18 protein-coding genes and 2 riboswitches are annotated in these 19,448 nt (G+C 66.7%); of the genes, 6 read left to right on the forward strand and 12 right to left on the reverse strand.

All coding sequences use genetic code 11. The features are described 5' to 3' along the window. Positions 1–14: 14 nt before the first annotated feature. The 9 genes from gcvP to RT97_RS02055 all read right to left on the reverse strand — a co-directional run bounded on the left by gcvP (position 15) and on the right by RT97_RS02055 (position 11,072). Complete coding sequence (gene gcvP / locus RT97_RS02015; RefSeq protein ID WP_042577119.1) at positions 15–2,930, reverse strand: aminomethyl-transferring glycine dehydrogenase; 2,916 nt, start codon at positions 2,928–2,930, stop codon at positions 15–17. Between the two features lie 129 nt (positions 2,931–3,059). Then, positions 3,060–3,431, reverse strand: a complete 372-nt coding sequence (gene gcvH / locus RT97_RS02020; protein ID WP_042577120.1) for a glycine cleavage system protein GcvH — start codon at positions 3,429–3,431, stop codon at positions 3,060–3,062. A 53-nt stretch (positions 3,432–3,484) separates the two neighbouring features. Continuing rightward, a complete protein-coding gene (gcvT, locus tag RT97_RS02025) occupies positions 3,485–4,666 on the reverse strand; it encodes a glycine cleavage system aminomethyltransferase GcvT (RefSeq protein ID WP_042577121.1) in 1,182 nt (393 codons plus the stop codon). 47 nt (positions 4,667–4,713) lie between these two features. Beyond that, positions 4,714–4,825: riboswitch (glycine riboswitch) on the reverse strand. A gap of 20 nt (positions 4,826–4,845) precedes the next feature. Then, a riboswitch (glycine riboswitch) is annotated at positions 4,846–4,920 on the reverse strand. Between the two features lie 42 nt (positions 4,921–4,962). Next, the gene (locus tag RT97_RS02030; RefSeq protein ID WP_042577122.1) at positions 4,963–5,538 is read right to left on the reverse strand and encodes a hypothetical protein; all 576 of its coding nucleotides are present in this window, start codon (positions 5,536–5,538) and stop codon (positions 4,963–4,965) included. A gap of 119 nt (positions 5,539–5,657) precedes the next feature. Beyond that, positions 5,658–6,161, reverse strand: a complete 504-nt coding sequence (locus RT97_RS32960; RefSeq protein ID WP_155403707.1) for a L,D-transpeptidase Cds6 family protein — start codon at positions 6,159–6,161, stop codon at positions 5,658–5,660. An 81-nt stretch (positions 6,162–6,242) separates the two neighbouring features. Next, positions 6,243–7,535, reverse strand: a complete 1,293-nt coding sequence (locus tag RT97_RS02040; RefSeq protein ID WP_042577123.1) for a TRAP transporter large permease — start codon at positions 7,533–7,535, stop codon at positions 6,243–6,245. A gap of 11 nt (positions 7,536–7,546) precedes the next feature. Continuing rightward, positions 7,547–8,059, reverse strand: a complete 513-nt coding sequence (locus RT97_RS02045; protein ID WP_042577124.1) for a TRAP transporter small permease — start codon at positions 8,057–8,059, stop codon at positions 7,547–7,549. A gap of 121 nt (positions 8,060–8,180) precedes the next feature. After that, positions 8,181–9,155 carry a TRAP transporter substrate-binding protein gene (locus RT97_RS02050; protein WP_042577125.1) on the reverse strand — a complete coding sequence of 325 codons (975 nt, stop codon included), beginning with the start codon at positions 9,153–9,155 and terminating at the stop codon, positions 8,181–8,183. 219 nt (positions 9,156–9,374) lie between these two features. Beyond that, complete coding sequence (locus RT97_RS02055; RefSeq protein WP_042577126.1) at positions 9,375–11,072, reverse strand: electron transfer flavoprotein-ubiquinone oxidoreductase; 1,698 nt, start codon at positions 11,070–11,072, stop codon at positions 9,375–9,377. Between the two features lie 118 nt (positions 11,073–11,190). On the opposite strand from RT97_RS02055, the gene RT97_RS02060 reads away from it, so the two are divergent. The 3 genes from RT97_RS02060 (at position 11,191) to RT97_RS02070 (ending at position 13,300) form a co-directional block, all read left to right on the forward strand. Next, complete coding sequence (locus RT97_RS02060; RefSeq protein WP_042577127.1) at positions 11,191–11,973, forward strand: SDR family oxidoreductase; 783 nt, start codon at positions 11,191–11,193, stop codon at positions 11,971–11,973. Positions 11,974–12,050: 77 nt separating this feature from the next. Continuing rightward, positions 12,051–12,881, forward strand: a complete 831-nt coding sequence (locus RT97_RS02065) for a DMT family transporter (protein WP_253278105.1) — start codon at positions 12,051–12,053, stop codon at positions 12,879–12,881. After that, positions 12,878–13,300, forward strand: a complete 423-nt coding sequence (locus RT97_RS02070; RefSeq protein ID WP_042577129.1) for an acyl-CoA thioesterase — start codon at positions 12,878–12,880, stop codon at positions 13,298–13,300. The genes RT97_RS02065 and RT97_RS02070 overlap by 4 nt, the downstream gene beginning before the upstream one ends. A 27-nt stretch (positions 13,301–13,327) precedes the next feature. On the opposite strand, the gene RT97_RS02075 is transcribed toward RT97_RS02070, so the two are convergent. From RT97_RS02075 to RT97_RS02085, 3 genes are all read right to left on the reverse strand, one after another. Continuing rightward, positions 13,328–13,873 (reverse strand): GNAT family N-acetyltransferase, encoded by a 546-nt coding sequence (locus RT97_RS02075; RefSeq protein ID WP_042577130.1) that lies wholly within the window; start codon positions 13,871–13,873, stop codon positions 13,328–13,330. Positions 13,874–14,168: 295 nt separating this feature from the next. Further along, positions 14,169–15,533, reverse strand: a complete 1,365-nt coding sequence (locus tag RT97_RS02080; protein ID WP_042577131.1) for a sensor histidine kinase — start codon at positions 15,531–15,533, stop codon at positions 14,169–14,171. After that, positions 15,530–16,204: a winged helix-turn-helix domain-containing protein gene (locus RT97_RS02085; protein ID WP_042577132.1), complete on the reverse strand. Its 675-nt coding sequence runs from the start codon at positions 16,202–16,204 to the stop codon at positions 15,530–15,532. The genes RT97_RS02080 and RT97_RS02085 overlap by 4 nt, the downstream gene beginning before the upstream one ends. A 180-nt stretch (positions 16,205–16,384) precedes the next feature. Between RT97_RS02085 and RT97_RS02090 the strand changes: the two genes are divergently transcribed. The 3 genes from RT97_RS02090 to RT97_RS02100 are packed head-to-tail and all read left to right on the forward strand — an operon-like array spanning position 16,385 to position 19,418. Continuing rightward, positions 16,385–17,053 carry a phosphatase PAP2 family protein gene (locus RT97_RS02090; protein ID WP_253278106.1) on the forward strand — a complete coding sequence of 223 codons (669 nt, stop codon included), beginning with the start codon at positions 16,385–16,387 and terminating at the stop codon, positions 17,051–17,053. Beyond that, complete coding sequence (locus RT97_RS02095; RefSeq protein ID WP_042577134.1) at positions 17,040–17,609, forward strand: phosphatase PAP2 family protein; 570 nt, start codon at positions 17,040–17,042, stop codon at positions 17,607–17,609. Before RT97_RS02090 ends, RT97_RS02095 begins: the two co-directional genes overlap by 14 nt. Positions 17,610–17,666: 57 nt before the next feature. Beyond that, on the forward strand, positions 17,667–19,418 hold the full coding sequence (locus RT97_RS02100) for a phosphoethanolamine transferase (RefSeq protein ID WP_042577135.1): 1,752 nt from the start codon (positions 17,667–17,669) through the stop codon (positions 19,416–19,418). Positions 19,419–19,448 lie beyond the last annotated feature (30 nt).

Genomic DNA, 19,448 nt, shown 5'->3' on the forward strand with positions numbered 1-19,448 from the left:
GCAGCGCCCCGCCTTCAGGCCCGGGCCGCTTCCGTTTCTTCGTATTCGCCCACCGGCACGCAGCTGCAGAACAGGTTGCGGTCGCCGTAGACGTTGTCCACGCGGCCGATCGGCGGCCAGTACTTGGCCAGCTTGAGTTCGGCCAGCGGGAACGCGCCGAGCTCGCGCGAGTAGGGGTGCGCCCATTCGGTGCCCAGCAGGCTGGCCGCGGTGTGCGGTGCGTGCTTGAGCGGGTTGTCTTCCTTCGGCCACACGCCTTCTTCGATGCGGCGGATCTCGCCGCGGATGGCGATCATCGCGTCGATGAAGCGGTCGAGCTCGACCAGCGGCTCGCTCTCGGTCGGCTCCACCATCAGCGTGCCGGGCACGGGAAAGCTCAGCGTAGGCGCGTGGAAGCCGTAGTCGATGAGGCGCTTGGCCACGTCTTCGGCGGTGACGCCACTCGTGTCCTTCAGCGGGCGCAGGTCCAGGATGCACTCGTGCGCCACATGCCCGTTGGGGCTCGCGTACAGCGTGGGGTAGTGGTCCTTCAGGCGCGCGCTGATGTAGTTGGCGCTCAGGATGGCCGTTTCGGTCGCGGCCTGCAGGCCCTTGGCGCCCATCATGCGGCAGTACATCCAGCTGATCGGCAGCACGGCCGCGTTGCCCAGCGGCGCAGCGGAAACAGCACCGACGCCGTTCGATGCGACGCCGGCAGTCGCATGGCCCGGCAGGTACGGCACGAGGTCTTCGACCACGCAGACGGGCCCCACGCCCGGGCCGCCGCCGCCGTGCGGGATGCAGAAGGTCTTGTGCAGGTTCAGGTGGCTCACGTCGCCGCCGAATTCGCCCGGCGCGGCCACGCCGACCAGCGCATTCATGTTGGCGCCATCGACGTACACGCGGCCGCCGTGTTCGTGCACGAGCTCGCAGAGCTCCTTCACGCGCGTCTCGAACACGCCGTGCGTGCTGGGGTAGGTGATCATCACCGCGGCCAGGTTGGCGCTGTGCTTCTCGCAGGCGCGCTTGAGGTCGTCCATGTCGACGTTGCCCTGCGCGTCGCAGGCCGTCACCACCACCTGCAGGCCCACCATCTGCGCGCTCGCGGGGTTGGTGCCGTGCGCCGACGAGGGAATCAGGCAGATGTTGCGGTGGCCCTGGCCCTTGGCTTCGTGGAACGAGCGGATGGCCAGGAGGCCCGCGTACTCGCCCTGCGAGCCCGCGTTGGGCTGCAGGCTGATGCCCGCGTAGCCGGTTGCTTCGCACAGCCATGCGCGCAGTTGCGCGTCGAGCTGCGCATAGCCCAGCTGCTGCTCGGCGGGTGCGAAGGGGTGGATGTTCGCGAACTCGGGCCAGGTGATCGGGATCATCTCGCTGGTCGCGTTGAGCTTCATCGTGCAGCTGCCCAGCGGGATCATGCTGCGGTCGAGCGCGAGGTCCTTGTCCGAGAGGCTGCGGATGTAGCGCAGCATCGCGGTCTCGCTCTTGTGCGTGTTGAACACCGGGTGCGTGAGGAAGGCGCTGGCGCGGCGCAGGTCTTCGGGAATCAGCGGCGTGGTGTTCGCGGCCAGGTCGTCGAAGCGCGGCATCGCGGTGCCGGCGGGCACGAACAGGGCCCACAGGGTTTCGACGTCGGCGCGCGTGGTGGTCTCGTCCAGCGAGATGCCCAGGTGCTGCTGCAGCCGCTGGCGCAGGTTGACGCTGGCGGCCTGCGCGCGCTCGATGATCGCGGCCGTGTCGTCGCCGGTGCGGATCGTGAGCGAGTCGAACGCGGTGGTGTTGACCGGCTCGCGGCCCATCTGCGACAGGCCCTTCGAGAGGATGGCGGTGAGCGCCGCCACGCGCTGCGCGATGCGCGTGAGCCCATCGGGTCCGTGGTACACGGCGTACATGCTGGCCACGACGGCCGGCAGCACCTGCGCGGTACAGATGTTGGAGGTGGCCTTCTCGCGGCGGATGTGCTGCTCGCGCGTCTGCAGCGCGAGGCGGTAGGCGGGCTGGCCGTGCGAATCGACGCTCACGCCGACCAGGCGGCCCGGCAGCGACCGCTTGAACGAATCGCGGCAGGCCAGGTAGGCGGCGTGCGGGCCGCCGTTGCACAGCGGCATGCCGAAGCGCTGGGTGGTGCCGCAGACGATGTCGGCATCCCATTCGCCGGGCGGCGCGAGCAGCGTCAGCGCCAGCAGGTCGGCGGCCACGCAGAACGCGGCATCGCATTGATGGGCGTGGCCCGCGAGCGGACGCAGGTCGTGCACGTGGCCGGTGGTGGCGGGGTACTGCGCGAGCACGCCGAAGAATTCGCCGCTCACCATGAGGTGCGGAAGCGTCTCGGAAGCGGTGCTCACCTTGACCTCGATGCCCAGCGGCGCGGCGCGCGTCTTGATGACCTCGATGGTCTGCGGATGGCAGTCGCCCGACACCAGGAACACGTTGCTCTTGCTCTTGACGCTGCGCTTGGCCAGCGTCATCGCCTCGGCCGCAGCCGTGGCTTCGTCGAGCATCGATGCGTTGGCGATGGCCATGCCCGTGAGGTCGCACACCATCGTCTGGAAGTTGAGGAGCGCCTCCATGCGGCCCTGCGAAATCTCGGCCTGGTAGGGCGTGTACGCGGTGTACCAGGCGGGGTTCTCCAGCACGTTGCGCAAGATGACGCCCGGCGTGTGCGTGCCGTAGTAGCCCTGGCCGATGAAGCTCTTGAACACCTTGTTCTTGGACGCCATCGCCTTCAGCTCGGCCAGCGCCTCGGCCTCGGTCACCGGGGCCGGCAGGCGCATCGGCTTCGCGCGGCGGATGGCCGCGGGCACGATGCCGTCGATGAGCTCCGCCCGCGTTTCCGAGCCGATCACCGGCAGCATGCGCGCCTCGTCCGCCGCATCGATGCCGATGTGGCGGGCGAGAAATTCTTCGGCGTTCTCTAGTTCTTGCAAAGAGGGAAGGGCGGGAATCGGCATGGCGTGATGGATCAGCGTGGAAAAGAAGAAGGACTCAGCGGTCGCCGCCGGGCCGCCCCAAGGCGGGCCGCGCCTTCCCCAGGGGGAAGGGCGAAGCACACGAAGTGGCAAGCCGAGGGGCAAGCATTTTCAGGATTCGGCGGCGAACTTGTCGTAGGTGGCCGCGTCGAGGAGCGCGTCGAGCTGTGCGGGCTCGCTCAGCTTGACCTTGAAGAACCAGCCGCTGGCCAGCGGGTCGCTGTTGGCGAGCGAAGGGTCGGCGCGCAGCGCTTCGTTCACCTCGGTGATTTCGCCCGAGACGGGCATGAACACATCGGCCGCGGCCTTTACCGATTCGACGACGCCGGCCACTTCGCCTTGCGCAAAAGTCTTGCCGACTTCGGGCAGGTCGACGAACACGACGTCGCCCAGCGCGTCCTGCGCATGCACGGTGATGCCGACGGTTGCGGCGTCGCCTTCGGCCGAGACCCACTCATGGTCCTTGGTGTACTTGATGCTCATGGGAAAACTCCTCGTGGAAAAAATGATGATCGGGGGCCAGAGCCTAGCCGCGCTCAGCCCCGGTAGTAGCGGGTCGGCACGAAGGGCATGGTCGAGACCTCCATCGGCACCGGCTTGCCGCGCACGATGGCCTGCACGCGCGTGCCGGGCTCGGAGAACGCGATGGCCACGTAGCCCATCGCGACGCAGCGGTCGGCGCTCGGGCCGAGCAGGCCGCTGGTGACGATGCCGATGTCCTGGCCTTCGAACGATTGCAGCACCGTGCCGTCGCGCACCGGAATGCGTTCCAGCGCAACGAGGCCGACGCGCTTGCGCTTCAAGGTGTCGTGGTCGGTGTGGCCGGCGGCGCCTGCCGTCGTGGCGGCGAGTTGGGCGAGGATCTTTGCCGCGCCCGGGAAGCCGCCTTCGCGCGCACCGCCGGTTCGGCGCACCTTCTGGATCGCCCAGTTGAGCGAGGCCTCGACCGGCGTGGTGGTGGTGTCGATGTCGTTGCCGTAGAGGCACAGGCCTGCTTCGAGGCGCAGCGAATTGCGCGCGCCCAGGCCGATGGGCTTGACCTCGGGCTGGGCCAGCAGCAGGCGGGCGAGGGCGTCGGCGTCCTTGGCGGCCACGGAGATCTCGAAGCCGTCTTCACCCGTGTAGCCGCTGCGCGTGACGAAGGCCGCGATGCCGCCGATCTGCACCGCACCGCCCGTCATGAACACGAAGCGCTCGATGCCGGGCGAGAGGCGTGCCAATGTGGCCGCGGCCTGCGGGCCCTGCAGCGCGAGCAGTGCATGGTCGGGCAGGGGCTGCACCTCGCAGCGCGCGCCGATCTTCTGCTGGATGTGCGCGATGTCGGCCACCTTGCAGGCGCCGTTCACGATCACGAAGATCGAACCGTGGCCCTCGTTGAAGAACATCAGGTCATCGAGGATGCCGCCGTCGTCGTTCAGCAGGAGTCCGTAGCGCTGCTTGCCGGCGGGCAGGTCGATCACGTCGACGGGCATCAGCGTTTCGAAGGCGGCGGCGGCGTCAGGGCCGACGAGGCGCAGCTGGCCCATGTGCGAGATGTCGAAAAGGCCCGCCGCATCGCGCGTGTGCTTGTGCTCGGCCATGAGGCCCGCGGGGTACTGCACGGGCATGGAATAGCCGGCGAACGGCACCAGGCGGGCGCCGAGCTCCACGTGGAGGTCGTACAGCGGCGTCTTGAGAAGTGGGGTACCTGGGGTATCGGAAGCGGAAGAAGCAGCCACGGGGCACTCCAAAGGGGCAGTCGAAATCCATGGCTGCAACGCCACGGGCCACCCCTGCTGTCCGCTTTACCTGAGAGATTCGCCCCACGATCGGGGTTTGCTCCTTCGGTGGGCCGGTGCAATGCATGCCTGCAACGGCCTCTCTCCAGCAAGGAAACGCCGGTGTGAACCGGCGCCTTGTCAGTCCTTTTGCCTGAGCGTTCGGGAATCCCCTGCGCCTTCGGCGGCCCCGTCGCGCGGGGCTCTCTCCTGACCCCGCCGAGTGTAGTGGATCGCAAAGACCCGGGGCCGCGCCGTCAATGCACCACTTCGGCCGGCGGCAGCAGCCGCTCGATGCGCTCGCGCAGCGATTCGGCTCGCTCCGCACCGGCCGACTTCTCGATTTCGCTCAGCATCAGCGCGGCGATGGTCAGCATCGCTTCACGGTCGCGCGCCTCGCGCAGGGCGTCGCGCATCTGCAGGGCGAACTTGGGGTCGCGCCGCACGAACATGCGCTCGCACATGTCGAACAGGAACATCCGCGTGGTGGCCAGCGAGCGCTTGCCGTCGAAGTTGTCGGCTGTGGTCGTGAGCTGGATCGGGTTGGCCGCAGGCACCGGTTCGGGCGGGGTGGCCGAGGCAGGCGGCTGTGCAGCCTGGGTTGGAGAACGCGCCGCGGCAGGGGCGGCCGGGCGCGCGTCCTGCAGGTACCCCTTGCTCATCAGCGCCTGGATCGCCTGCTCCGCTTCGATGCGGTTCGCGAACAGCGGGCTGAAATCGGTCAGCGAGCGCCGGCCGTCGGCCATCAGCAGCAGGGCGCGTTCACGCTGGCTGAGCGTGCGCTGCCCGGCCTGGAGTTCGTCGCGTGCCTTGTCGGTCTTGGTGGGAAACATGGCGGCCACAGCTTTCGGAGATCGAAGGCTGCAGCATCGTTGCAGGTGGTGACATCTTCATGAACCTGTTTGACTTACAGGGGAATTCACCACCGCCACCTTGGCAAACGCTCGAATCTTCAGGCGCCGGTGCTTTCCTTGCGGATCAGCCACTTGTCGCCCACGCGCTGCAATTCCAGGGTCTTGCGGTCGGTGCTCTTGAGCTTGTCGGCGCTGTAGACCTGCTTGAAGCGCGCGCTGGCGGTCTGGCCGCTGACGCTGATGACGAGGTCTTCGACCGCGACGCTGATCGCCGACTTGTTGGCGATGCGCGTGCGCCGCTCGGCCTCCCAGCGCTTCCTGTCCTGCTTCCTGGCGGGCGTGAAGTCGGGGGCGTAGGCCGCGAGGTAGCGATCCACGTCGCGGGCCGACCAGGCGGCAGCCCAGGCGCGCACCGCGGTTTCGACTTCGGCGATGCCGGTGGACGGGGCCGCTGCAGGAGCGGCCGCAGGCGCCGGGGCAGGTGCTGGCGTTGCAGCGGCAGCCGAGGCGGCGGGCGCGGGTGCCGTCGCTGAGGGCGGGGCCGCCAATGCGGCTGTGGAGAGCAGCCCTGCGGCGAGCAGGCAGGCGACGAGTCGGTTCATGGTGCGGTTCCCTCGGATGTCTGTTGTTGGCGTGGCGCCGATTCTGGCAGCGAACCCGAGGCAAGAGCGGCAGGGGCGCCGCTACTTGAACCCGAGCGCCCGCGGCAGCCAGGTGCTCAGCGCCGGCACGAAGGTGAGGATCATCAGCACCGCGCCATGCGCCCAGAGGAACGGCACCAGCTCCTTCACCAGCGCCGACATCGGCACCTTCGACACGTTGCAGGTCACGAACAGCAGGCCGCCCACCGGCGGCGTGATCATCCCGAGCGTGAGGTTGAAGATCACGATCATCGCGAAGTGCACCGGGTCCACGCCCAGCTTGATCGCCACCGGCGCGAGGATCGGCGCCAGCACCATCACGCCCGGCAGCGGCTCGATAAAGATGCCGAAGAGCAGCAGGAAGACGTTGACGATGATGAGGAACATCCACGGCGAGAGGTTCATGCCGATGAGCCATTCGGCCATCTGCTGTGGAATGCCCTCGATGGTCAGCACCCATGCGAACGAGGCCGACAGGCCGATGATGATCAGCACCGAGGCCGACAGCAGGGCCGAGCGCGAGAGGATGTCGGGCAGCATCTTCCACTCGAGCGTGCGGTAGACGAACTTGCCGCACACCAGCGCGTAGAACACCGCCACCACCGAGGCTTCGGTGGGCGTGAACCAGCCGGCGCGCATGCCGCCCAGGATGACCACCGGCAACAGGATCGCGGGAATCGCCTTCCAGGTCGTGATGAGGATCTCGCGCAGCGGCGGCGTCTGCCCGTCGCCCTTGTAGTTGCGCTTTTTCGAGACGTAGAAGTTCACCACGCACATCGCCACCGCGATCAGGATGCCCGGCAGGATGCCGGCTGCGAACAGCGTGCCCACCGACACGCTCTCGTCCTGCAGCGCATAGATGATCATGATGATCGAGGGCGGAATGATCGGCCCCACGATCGCGGTGGAGGCCGTGAGCGCCGCCGCGTACGAGCGGTCGTAGCCGGCCTTGTCCATCATCTTGATGAGCATCGACCCCGGTCCCGCCGCATCGGCGAGCGCCGAGCCCGAGATGCCCGAGAAGAAGGTGAGCGACACCACGTTGGTGTAGCCCAGGCCCCCGCGCCGGTGGCCGACGAACTGGCCCGCGAAGCGCAGCAGCACCTCGGTGAGCGAGCCGCCGCTCATGAGCTCGGCCGCCAGGATGAAGAAGGGCACGGCCATCAGCGGAAAGCTGTCGATGCCGGTGAAGGTTTCCTTCAGCAGCACCATCAGCGGATAGTTCTCCGCAAGGATGAGCGTGGTGACGGTGGAGAGCCCGAGCGCAAAGGCCACGGGCACGCCGATGGCCAGGAAAATGCAGGCCGAGACGATGAGAACGATGCTGGCATCCATGGTCGTTCTCCTTACAGCGACGCCGAGGCGTTGGCGTCGAAGTGGTCGTCGGACGCGAACTCGCGCCGCAGCACGTAGCCCCGCACCACCAGGAGCCAGTGCACGATCAGGAGCACGCCGCCGAACAGCATGGCGCTGTAGATGTAGGCGAACGGAATCTGCGTGACGGCGGTGAGCTGGAACATCGTGCGCTGCATGTAGAGCCACCCGTACCAGACCATGAAGCCGAAGAAGGCGAAGAGCAGCGCGGCGACGAAGGCGCGCACCGCGATCGCGCCCGCGCGCGGCAGGGCGTCCTGCAGGTTCTCCACCGCGATGTGGCCGCCGTAGCGCAGCACCGGCCCGGCGCCGAGGAAGGTGAGCCAGATCATCATGTGGCGCGAGACCTCTTCGGCCCATTCGAGCGAATTGCTCGTGGTGTAGCGCATGACGACGTTGGTGAAGATGATGACCGACATGGCGGCCAGCAGAAGAATCAGCGCCCAGCGGTTGGCGGCGAGAAAGTAGCGCTCGAAGGCTTGCACGTTGTTGTTCTCGGTTCTAGCAGGAAGCAAAGCAAAAAAACCGTTCGGGCTGAGCTTGTCGAAGCCTTGCGTGGCGCTTCGACAGGCTCAGCGTGAACGGTTGGGATCTGGCGCGCGAGGCTTACTGGACGTCCGTGATCTTCTTGATGTTGTCCGCGCCGAACTCCTTGGCGTAGCCCGCATAGGCCGGCTTCAGGGCTTCGCGGAAGGCCGCGCCGTCGACGGTCTTGGTGACCTTCATGCCGTCCTTCTCGAGCTGCGCGATGCCGTTGTTCTCGTCGTCGTTGACCTTCTTGCGCTGGGCCACGGCGGCCTTCTTGGCGGCATCGACGAAGACCTTCTTGTCGGCATCCGAGAGCTTGTTCCACACCTTCGGCGAGAGCAGCAGCAGGGCGGGCGAGTACACGTGTCCCGTGAGCGAGAGGTGCTTCTGCACCTGCGAGAACTTGGACGCCAGGATCACCGGAATCGGGTTCTCCTGCCCGTCGACCGTGCCCTGCTGCAGCGCGCCGAAGAGTTCGGGGAAGGCCATCGGCGTCGGCAGGATGCCGAAGGTGCGGTAGCCGTCCATGTGCACCTTGTTCTCCATGGTGCGCATCTTCAGGCCGGCGGCATCGCCGGGCTTGACGATGTCGCGCTTGCTGTTCGTCATGTGGCGGAAGCCGTTCTCCGTCCAGGCGAGCGCGATGATGCCCTTGCTCGGGAACTTCGTGAGGATGTCCTGGCCGATCGGGCCGTCCATCACCTTGCGCGCGTGGTCGTAGTCGCGAAAGAGGAAGGGGATGTCGACGATCTTGACCTCGGGCACGAAGTTGCCCACGGGGCCGGTCGAGGTGTTCACCAGGTCCTGCGTGCCCAGCTGGATCGCCTCGATCTGCTCGCGTTCGCCGCCCAGGGCCGAGTTGGCGAAGTGCTGGCACTTGAAGCGGCCTTGCGTGCCTTTCTCGACCTCGTCGCAGAACACCGTGGAGCCCACGCCGTAGTGCGACTCCTTGGAGGTCGCGTAGCCGATCTTCAGCACCGTCGGTTGTTGGGCGAGGGCAGAGCTGCCCAGGGCGAGCGAAAGGCAGGCGGCGGCGATGTGGCCGAGTTTCATGGTGTCTCCGGGGGGAATGTGGTCGGGGTCAGGAATGCGTCAGGCGCATTCGACTATGCCGCAACCGGGCGCTTCGCCGTGTCGGGAGTTTCACGGACGCCACCCGAGAAAACGCCCGCACGCACGCCACGAATCCAGCCTGGGCGCTTCGCCGCATGCGTGGCTGCACCAACGAAAAAGCCCTCCGGAGAGGGCTTGCAGAAACGGTGCGCGGGCGCCTTACATGCCCACGTAGTTCGGACCGCCGCCGCCTTCAGGCGTCACCCACACGATGTTCTGCGTCGGATCCTTGATGTCGCAGGTCTTGCAGTGCACGCAGTTCTGCGCGTTGATCTGCAGGCGCTGCTTGCCGTCTTCGGTGCCCACGAACTCGTAGACGCCGGCCGGGCAGTAGCGGCTCTCGGGGCCGGCGAACTTCTCGAGGTTGATGTTGACCGGCACCGTCGCATCCTTGAGCGTCAGGTGGGCCGGTTGCTGCTCTTCGTGGTTGGTGTTGCTGATGAACACGCTGGAGAGCCGGTCGAAGGTGAGCTTGCCGTCCGGCTTCGGGTAGACGATGGGCTTGCACTCGGCCGCGGGCTTGAGGTACAGGTGGTCGGGCTTGGTGCGGCGCAGGGTCCAGGGGATGTTGCCCTTCAGGAGCCACTGCTCGATGCCGTTCATGAGGGTGGCGACGCCCAGGCCCTTCTTGAACCACGCCTTGAAGTTGCGCGACTTCTTCAGCTCGGCGTGCAGCCAGCTCTTCTCGAACGCGGCCGGGTAGGCCGTGAGCTCGTCGTGCTGGCGGCCGGCCTGCACCGCATCGAAGGCGGCTTCGGCGGCCAGCATACCGGTCTTGATGGCGGCATGGCTGCCCTTGATGCGGCTCACGTTCAGGTAGCCGGCCTCGCAGCCGACCAGCGCGCCGCCCGGGAACACCGTCTTGGGCAGCGACAGCAGGCCGCCCGCCGTGATGGCGCGCGCACCGTAGCCGATGCGCTTGGCCGGCTTGATGCCCTTGGCTTCGTCGCCTTCGAGGTACCAGCGGATGTTGGGGTGCAGCTTCCAGCGCTGCATTTCCTCGAAGGGGCTGAGGTACGGGTTGCTGTAGTCCAGCCCGGTGATGAAGCCCATCGTGACCTTGTTGTCCTCCATGTGATAGAGGAACGCGCCGCCGTAGGTGTCGCTCTTCATCGGCCAGCCGGCGGTGTGCAGCACGAAGCCGGGCTGGTGGCGCTTGGGGTCGATTTCCCACACTTCCTTCACGCCCAGGCCGTAGGTCTGCGGGTCGCGGCCTTCGTCGAGCTTGAACCTGGCGATGAGCTGGCGGCCCAGGTGGCCGCGTGCGCCTTCGGCAAACACCGTGTACTTGCCCAGCAGTTCCATGCCGAGCTGGAAGTTCTCGGTCGGTTCGCCGTCCTTGCCGACACCCATGTTGCCGGTGGCCACGCCGCGCACCGAGCCGTTCTCGTTGTAGAGCACTTCGGCGGCCGGGAAGCCCGGGAAGATCTCGACGCCCAGGTTCTCGGCCTGCTGCGCCAGCCACTTGGTGAAGGCGCCCAGGCTGATGATGTAGTTGCCGTGGTTCTGGAAGCACGCCGGCAGGAATGCGTTGGGCGTGCGCAAGCCGGACTTCTCGCCGAGGAACACCATCGCGTCGTCGGTGACCGGCTGGTTGAGCGGGGCGCCCAGGTCCTTCCAGTCGGGCAGCAGTTCGTTCAGCGCGCGCGGGTCCATGATGGCGCCCGAGAGGATGTGCGCGCCGGGCTCGGAGCCCTTCTCGAGCACAACGACCGAGATCTCCTTTTCGTGCTGGGCCGCCAGCTGCTTCAGGCGGATCGCGGTCGAGAGGCCCGCCGGGCCGCCGCCGACCACGACCACGTCGTATTCCATGGCTTCGCGAGGGCCGAACTGGGCAAGGATTTCGTCGTGGGTCATGTGGGGTCTGGTCGATAATGTTTTGAGGCTCGGACGCTACGAGGGCGCGAAACATTTTAGGGGGAGCGCAGCACGTCACCTGCGCGACTCTCCAGGACCCACCCAGGAACGTTCTCCCATGGCTTACAGCATCGATCTTTCGGGCCGCGTGGCCTTCGTCACCGGCGCCTCCAGCGGCCTCGGGGCCCAGTTCGCGAAAACGCTGGCGCGCGCCGGTGCCGCGGTGGTCCTGGCCAGCCGCCGGGTCGAAAAACTCAAGGAGCTGCGCGCCCGCATCGAGGGCGAGGGGGGCGACGCCCACGTGGTCGAGCTCGACGTGACCGACCACGGCAGCATCAAGGCCGCCGTGGCACGCGCCGAGACCGAGGTCGGCCCGATCGACGTCCTGGTCAACAACTCGGGCGTCAACATCCGCAACAAGCTGCAGGACGTGACGCCCGACGACTACGACTTCATCTTCGACACCAACCTCAAGGGCGCCTTCTTCGTTGCGCAGGAAGTGGGCAAGCGCATGCTGGCGCGCGCCAACGGTTCGGCGCCGGGCACCTACATCGGCGGGCGCATCATCAACATCGCCTCGGTGGCCGCGCTCAAGGCGGTATCCAACATCGGCGCCTACGGCATGAGCAAGGCCGCGGTGGTGCAGATGACCAAGGCCATGGCGCTCGAGTGGGGCCGCTTCGGCATCAACGTGAATGCGCTGTGCCCGGGCTACATCGCCACCGAGCTCAACGAAGAACTCTGGACCACCGAGGCCGGCGCCAGGCTGGTGAGCATCCTGCCGCGCAAGCGCGTGGGCAAGGCCGAAGACCTGGACGGCCTGATCGTGCTGCTGGCCAGCGGCCAGAGCCATTTCGTGAATGGTGCCGTCATCGCGGCCGACGACGGGTTCGCGGTCTGACTCCGCGCGCCTGGATCGGCATCGCAGCCGGCCTGGGCGCGGGCGCGCTCTGGGGCCTGGTGTTCGTGGCGCCGCGCATGGTCGGCCACTTCGGCATGGTCGACATCACGGCCGCTCGCTTCGCGGTGTTCGGCGCGATCTCGGGACTCGCGGTGTTCGCGCGGCCTGCCGCCGTGCGCTGGCCCAACGGCCGGCAGGCGCTCGCGGCGCTCGGGCTCAGCGTGCTGGGCTTCAGCGGCTACTACCTGCTGCTGGCCTTCGGCATCGCGGCGGCCGGCACCGAGGTGCCCAGCCTCATCATCGGCACGATTCCCGTCTGGATGATGCTGCTCGGCCGGCCCGCGGGCCTGCAGATGCGCGCGCTGCTGCCGGGGCTCCTGCTCACGGGCGCGGGCATCGCGCTGATGATCTGGGGCGCATGGTCGACGCAGCATGGCGCGGGCGGCAACGGCGCGCGATTCGGCTGGGGCATCGCGCTCGCGCTGTGCTCGATGGTGAGCTGGACGATCTACGGCCTGCTCAACGCGAAATGGCTGCAGCGCCATGCCGAACTCAACGCGACCGACTGGGCCAACTGGCTCGGCATCGCGACCGGCCTGGGCGCTCTCCTGCTGTGGGTCGCGGCGGGGAGCGACATGGCCACGCTGCGGTCGCGCCCCGACGGCACGCTCTTCGTCTGGATCGCGCTGGCGGGCGGCTTCGGCTCGTCGTGGCTCGCGACCATCCTCTGGAACATCGCCAGCCAGCGCCTCTCGGCGAGCCTGTGCGGCCAACTGATCGTGAGCGAGACGCTGTTCGCCTTGCTCTATTCCTTCGTCTGGGACGGCCGCTGGCCGCAAGCCACCGAATGGCTGGCGGCGCTGCTGTTCGTGCTGGGCATCCTCGCATCCATCAAGGCGCACCGATGAAATTCGAAATCCCCGAAAAGAAGAAGCTCGTGTACGAAATGTCGATCCCCGTCCGCTGGGGCGACATGGACGCCATGGGCCACCTGAACAACGGCACCTACTTTCGCTACCTGGAAACCGCCCGCATCGACTGGATGCGTTCCATCGGCTTCAAGCCCGAGCCGGGCGGCGAGGGCATGGTGATCGTCAATGCCTTCTGCAATTTCTACCGGCAGATCGAATACCCGGGCAACGTGCTGTTGAAGATGTACGTGAGCGACCCGAAGCGCGCCACCTTCGAGACCTGGGGCACGATGGCGCGCGAAGAGGCGCCCGATGTGATCTGCGCAGCGGGCGGCGCGACGACCATCTGGGTGGATTTTCCGAAGCAGAAGGCGTTGACGTTGCCCGACTGGCTGCGTGCGCTGGTCAGCGAGTAGGCCGGGATCGCGGCATGAGACGAACGATCAGACGATCCTTGCGTAGATCCTCTGGTCCAGATACTCGTTGCCGATCTTTTCCGCCTGCTCGAGCGTTCCTTCGAATTTGAATCCCAGACGCTCGGCAACGGCGCGGCTCGGTCGATTCCGGGAAGCGCATTTGATGACGAAGCGCCGGATTAGCCGGCTTCCGGCATATGCCCCGATAAGCGCTTCGACCGCGTTCGAAACGATGCCTTTTTTCTCGTGATTGCCGGCGAGCCAATATCCTATGTCGCCAATGCCGTTGGCGAAATCAAGATTATTGAAAGATATGACTCCGGCAAGCTCGCCGTTGAATTCGGCGATATAGATGGCATTGGAGTTTCCGAAGGATTTTTCGGAAGTTGCGCAAAACCTGATCGTGTCGTCGAGGCTGTTTATGTACCTCGGCCAGTGCAGGAATTCTGAAAGACGCTCTTTCTCCCTGATGATCACGTCGTGAAGCCTTGGCGCGACATCTTGGGAGATTGATTTCAAATTGATTGATGGCCCTACGGCAATTGCCTGCAAATTTTCAATATTCTTCGTCATCTAATTGCTTCAACTTTTTTGATAAAAACATTCGCAAACGCGAACGGCCCAGACTAATACGTCGCCGGGAGGGCGCTAAGGCAATTTTTCACAAAGAGTTCAGATGGCGTCGCGCAATCCCGCAGATCAGCCCTGCTGAATTGTTATTTAAATTCTTCAACTGCTAATAAGTGGGAGCGGTATTTCATAAGGCAAAAGACCGGGCATCCAATGCGGTACCGGCGCCACCACCTCGTTGCGCAGGGTTTGCAGAAACTTCAGGCCAGATGAAATGCTGGCGGTGCCGAGCGACCGTTCAGGCCGGCCGCAACACGATCCGCGCCTCGAACCCCTGCGCCGCCCCTGCCGGCGGCGACGCGAGTTCAAGCTTCGCGTTGTGCTTCTCGACGATCGTGCCGACGATCGAAAGCCCGAGTCCGTAGCCTGCCCGGTCCGAGCTGTGTCGAACGTGGCGCTGCTGCAGCGTCTGCAACTGCGCTGCGCTGACGCCGGCACCGAAGTCCCGCACCACCAGCGTGCAGGGCGTCGTCACCTCGATCACCACGCGCCCGCCACCGCCGTAGCGCAATGAGTTCTCAACAAGGTTGCGCAGCGCGATCGCCAGCGCGTCGACATCGCCGAACGCCACCGGCGCCACGCTGTCCGGCACCTTGAGCTTCAGGCGTTCGCTGTTCAGCGGGTCTTGCCAGAACTCCTGCGCCACGGTGCCCGCCAGCTGCACGAGGTCGACCCGTGCGCGCGTGAGCGATGCGCCAGATTCCGCGCGCGACAGCTGCAGCAGCTTCTCGGTGCGATGGCTCAGCATCTGCAGTGCCTGCAGCGCGCCCTGCACGTCGTCGCGCTTCAGGTCATGGTCGAGCGCGGTCTGCAGACGCAGGCGCGCGGCGGCCAGCGGCGTGCGCAGCTCGTGCGCCGCGTTGGCCGCGAGCGCGCGTTCCACGTCGAGCGATTGCGCGAGCCGCTCCAGCAGGCTGTTGACGTGGTCGCCCACGGAGCGCAGCTCCTGCGGCAGGCCCGGCAGGGTGATCGGGCGCAGATCGGTGCCGCTGCGCTTTTCGATCTCGCCCGCGAGCTGCTGCAGCACGCGCAGCTCGGTGCGCGCCACGTTGCGCAGCACCAGCGCGAGGAGAGGCAGCACCGCGCCGAGCGGAATGATCAGGCCGAACAAGGTGCGGTTCAGCGCGCGGCGGCGCTCGTCGAGCGGGTCGGCCACCTGGAAGTACAGGCCGAGCGTCGGATGCCGCACGGTGTAGATGCGCCATGTCTGGTTGTTCGCGAAGCCCGCGGCCAGCGGCACGTCGAAGGCATCGATCGGCGCTTCGGCCGAACGCAGCAGCACGTGCTCGTGGATGTCGACCACCTGGTACATCACCGCGTCTTCGGAGAAGAGCTGCTTGGGTGCCACCAGCGGCGTGCTCGGAACGGCTGCGCCCTTGTGCTGCAGCTTGTCGAGCTCCTGCACGGCCATGTCGAACATGCGGTGCGACACCTCGACCAGTTCGTTGTCGAAGTTGTGGTTGATCTCGCGGTCCACATACCAGACGACGGCGAACACGCACAGGAGCCACACGCCGCCGACCCACAGGATGAGGGTGCGCGTCAGGCGCCCGGCGAGCGAGTCGCGACCACGGCCGGAACTCGCCGATTGCAGGGCGCTCATTCCTCGTCGTCCGCCGAGAACGACAGCCGGTAGCCCAGGCCGCGCAGCGTCTGGATGTGGCTCTTGCCGAGCTTGCGGCGCAAGCGGCTGATGAAGACCTCCAGCGTGTTGCTGTCGGCCTCGTCGCCGAAGCCGTAGAGCGCATCGGCCAGGTTCTCGCGCGTGTGGATGCGCTCGGGCCGCGTGGCCATCACGCGCAGCAGCGCCCATTCCTTCTGGGTGAGCACGACGGGGCTGCCGTCCTTGCGCACCCGGTCGTGGGCGAGGTCGATTTCCAGCGTGCCGAACTGCAGCACGGGCGAGGTGTTGGCGCTGCGCCGGCGCTCCACCGCGCGCAGCCGTGCGAGCAGTTCGGCGGGGTCGTAGGGCTTGATGAGGTAGTCGTCGGCGCCGGCGTCCAGGCCGCGGATGCGGTCGGTGACCTGGTCGCGCGCCGTGAGCACGATGACGATGGGAGGCTCGCGCAGCGCACGCACCTGCGGCAGCAGCGACAGGCCGTCGCCGTCGCCCAGGTGCAGGTCGAGAAGCACCGCCGCGTATTGCACCGAGAGCAGGGCACCGCGCGCATCGGCAAGGCTGGGCGCCACATCGACGACGAATGCCTTGGCGACCAGATAGCTGCACACGGCATCTGCCAAGGAACTGTCATCTTCGACAAGCAATATGCGCACGCGGTGTGTCTCTCGAAAAACACGAAGTCTAGCGCCCGCGGGGTGGCCGGAGGGCCGCGTCAGGATTCGTTCAGGTCGCTTCAGACTGGGTTCATTTCGCGAACGTAGGCTCGCGCCAGTTTTGTCGAAGCCTGGTTTTTTATGACACGCACCGCGAATCTCCGTCCCGGAGTCCTGACTTTGCTTGCATTGGTCGCACTGATGATCTGGGACGCCACCCGCGGCGACCTACTGCTGGCGCGCCTGGCCGGCACGCCGATGGGTTTTCCGTGGCGCGAGAACCCCTTCCTCGTCCATGTGATGCACGCGGGTGCCCGCGACCTCAGCTGGTTGCTGGTGATCGGCCTGTTCGTGGCCATTCGCTGGCCGGTCGGCGTGCTGCGCAAGCTCGCGACGCGGGAGCGGGTGCAGCTGGCTGCGACCGTGCTGGCCTCGGTCGTGGCCGTGAGCCTCATCAAGCATTTCAGCGACACCAGCTGTCCTTGGGACCTGAAGGAGTTCGGCGGCGTGGCGCGCTACGTCTCGCACTGGTCGTGGGGCGTGAGCGACGGCGGGGCGGGCGGGTGTTTTCCGGCCGGGCATGCCTCGGCCGCATTCGCCTACGTCGGCGGGTATTTCGTGCTGCGCCGGGTGTCCACCCGCGCGGCGTTCATCTGGCTGGGCGTGGCGGTGGTCGCCGGCCTGGCGCTGGGGTTGTCGCAGCAATTGCGTGGCGCCCACTACATGAGCCACACGCTCTGGACCGCGTGGGTCTGCTGGGCCGTGGGGTTCGCCACCGACGTCGCTGTGACGCGCCCGAACCACCGGAAGCTGCCCGAGTCTGCAGCGCCCCTTCATGCAAGCACTTGATTTCGCCCTGTTCGGATGGCTCAACGCGGACGCTTCGGCGGCGCTGTGGCTCATCGAGTTCGCCCGTTTCGCCTCCGAGGTGCTGCCAGCCCTGCTGGCCCTGACGATCGTTGCGGGCGCGATGGTCGACAAGCGCTGGCGCTACGCGCTCTTCACCGCGCTGGTGAGCGTGCTCGCCACGTGGGTCATCGTGAACGTGTTCCGCTCGGCGCTGCCGTTCCCCAGGCCCGCGGCCTACGGCCTGGGCATCCAGTGGGCGCCACAGGGCGCGCGGCCGGGCTTTCCGAGCCTGCATACGGCCACGACCTTTGCTGCCGCTTTCTCGCTGTGGTGCCTGCCGCAGCGCGCACCCATGCTGGCTGCGCTCGTCGTGGCGGCAGTGGTGGGGTGGAGCCGCCTTTATCTGGGGCTGCACTTCCCCTCGGACGTGGCCGCCGCCGTGCTCCTGGGCGCGCTGGTGTCGATCATGGTCGAGCGCGGCGTGAGCCGTCCGTTGGGCCTGGCCATGGCCAGGATGCCGGCCCGCCGCAGGCGCGCACGCGCTCGGCGAGCCTGAACACGGCCTGAACGGCGAGTTCAGGCTCCTTTCAGGCAGCGTCCCTACAGTCGCTGCATGTCCTTTTCGCGTATCGAGCCCGCACCTGCGCATCGCGCCGCTTTTGCCGAGGCATCGGCACCACACTTTTCCTTGGCCGGCGCGCTGTGGATGCGCCTGGACCAATGGCTCGCACGCCCGCGCTCCGCCGGGCTGGTCGTGCTCGGCATCGGCCTGTACCTGGTGCTGGCCACCAACTGGCCGCTGTGGAACGAACTGGCCCGCATCGGCGGGGCGCCCAGCACTTATCTGCCGACGGTCATTGCCATGAGCCTGCTCACGCTGTGCGGCACGGTGGCCATGCTCTCGCTCACGGCCTGGTCGCGCTGGCTCAAGCCGCTGTGGTTCGCGGTGGTGCTGCTGTCCGCCGTGGCGCAGCACTACATGCTGGAGTACCGCGTCGTCATGGACCCGACCATGATCGCCAACGCATTGCAGACCGATCCGAACGAAGCGCGCGACCTGCTGAGCTGGCGCATGGCCTTCAACGTGCTGCTCGTCGCATTGCCCGCGGGCCTGCTGATCTGGCGCGTGCGCATCGCGCCGATGCGCTTTCTCTCCAAGCTCTGGCGCAACGCGGCCTTGCTGCTGCTGGCGGTGGTGGTGGCGCTGGGCACCGGCGTGGCGATGAACCGGCAGCTCGCGCCGCTCATGCGCAACAACGTTCACCTGCGCTACATGATGAATCCGATCGCGAGCCTCTACTCGACGGGCGCCGTGTTCATCAAGCCGCTCTTCAAGCGCAGCGGCAAGCTGATTCCCATCACCGCCGGCACCTCGCTCGGCGCGAGCTACGCGGCCCAGGTGCGCCCGCCGATGTTCGTGGTCGTGGTGGGCGAAACGGCGCGGGCCGATCACTTCGCCCTCAACGGCTATGCACGCGACACCACGCCCGAGCTGGCCAAGCGCGGGGTGCTGAGCTATCGCGACGTGCATTCGTGCGGCACCAACACGCTGGCCTCGGTGCCGTGCATGTTCTCGCCGCTGGGCAAGCAGGGCTACGAATCGCGCAAGGACGACTACGAGAACCTGGTCGACGTGCTGCAGGCATCGGGCCTGGCCGTGCTCTGGCTCGACAACCAGGCCGGCTGCAAGGACGTGTGCACCCGCATCCCCAACGCATCGGCCTTCGACGGGCTCGACGCGGCCACCAGGAAGGCGCTGTGCGACGGCGACGAGTGCCTGGACGAGGTGATGCTCAAGAACCTGGACGCGCGCATCGCGGCGCTGCCGGCCGAACGCCGCGCCAAGGGCGTGGTGCTGGTGATGCACCAGATGGGCAGCCACGGCCCGGCCTACTACAAGCGCTCGGCGCCCGACGTGAAGCGCTTCTCGCCCGAGTGCAGGACCAATGCGCTGGCCGAGTGCGGGCACAACGAGCTGATGAACGTCTACGACAACTCCATCGTGCAGACCGACCGCTTTCTCGCCGACACCATCGACTGGCTCAAGACGCAGTCGAAGCAATACGACCCGGCGATGCTCTACGTGAGCGACCACGGCGAATCGCTGGGCGAATACGGCCTTTTCCTGCACGGCGTGCCGTACAGCTTCGCGCCCGAGGCGCAGAAGCACGTGCCGATGGTCACCTGGTTCAGCGAAGGCATGAGCGAGCGCCGCAAGCTCTCGCGCTCTTGCATGGAAGCGGGGCTCGATGCGCCGCTCACGCACGACAACCTCTATCACACGGTGCTGGGCATGATGGACGTGAACACTCCCACCTACAAGCCCGCGCTGGACGCGCTGGCGTCGTGCCGCGCGAAGGCCTGATGTCGAACCGTTCGGGCTGACCTTGTCGAA

It is taken from the genome of Variovorax paradoxus (genome assembly GCF_000834655.1).
GTDB classification, from domain to species: Bacteria; Pseudomonadota; Gammaproteobacteria; order Burkholderiales; family Burkholderiaceae_C; genus Variovorax; species Variovorax paradoxus_F.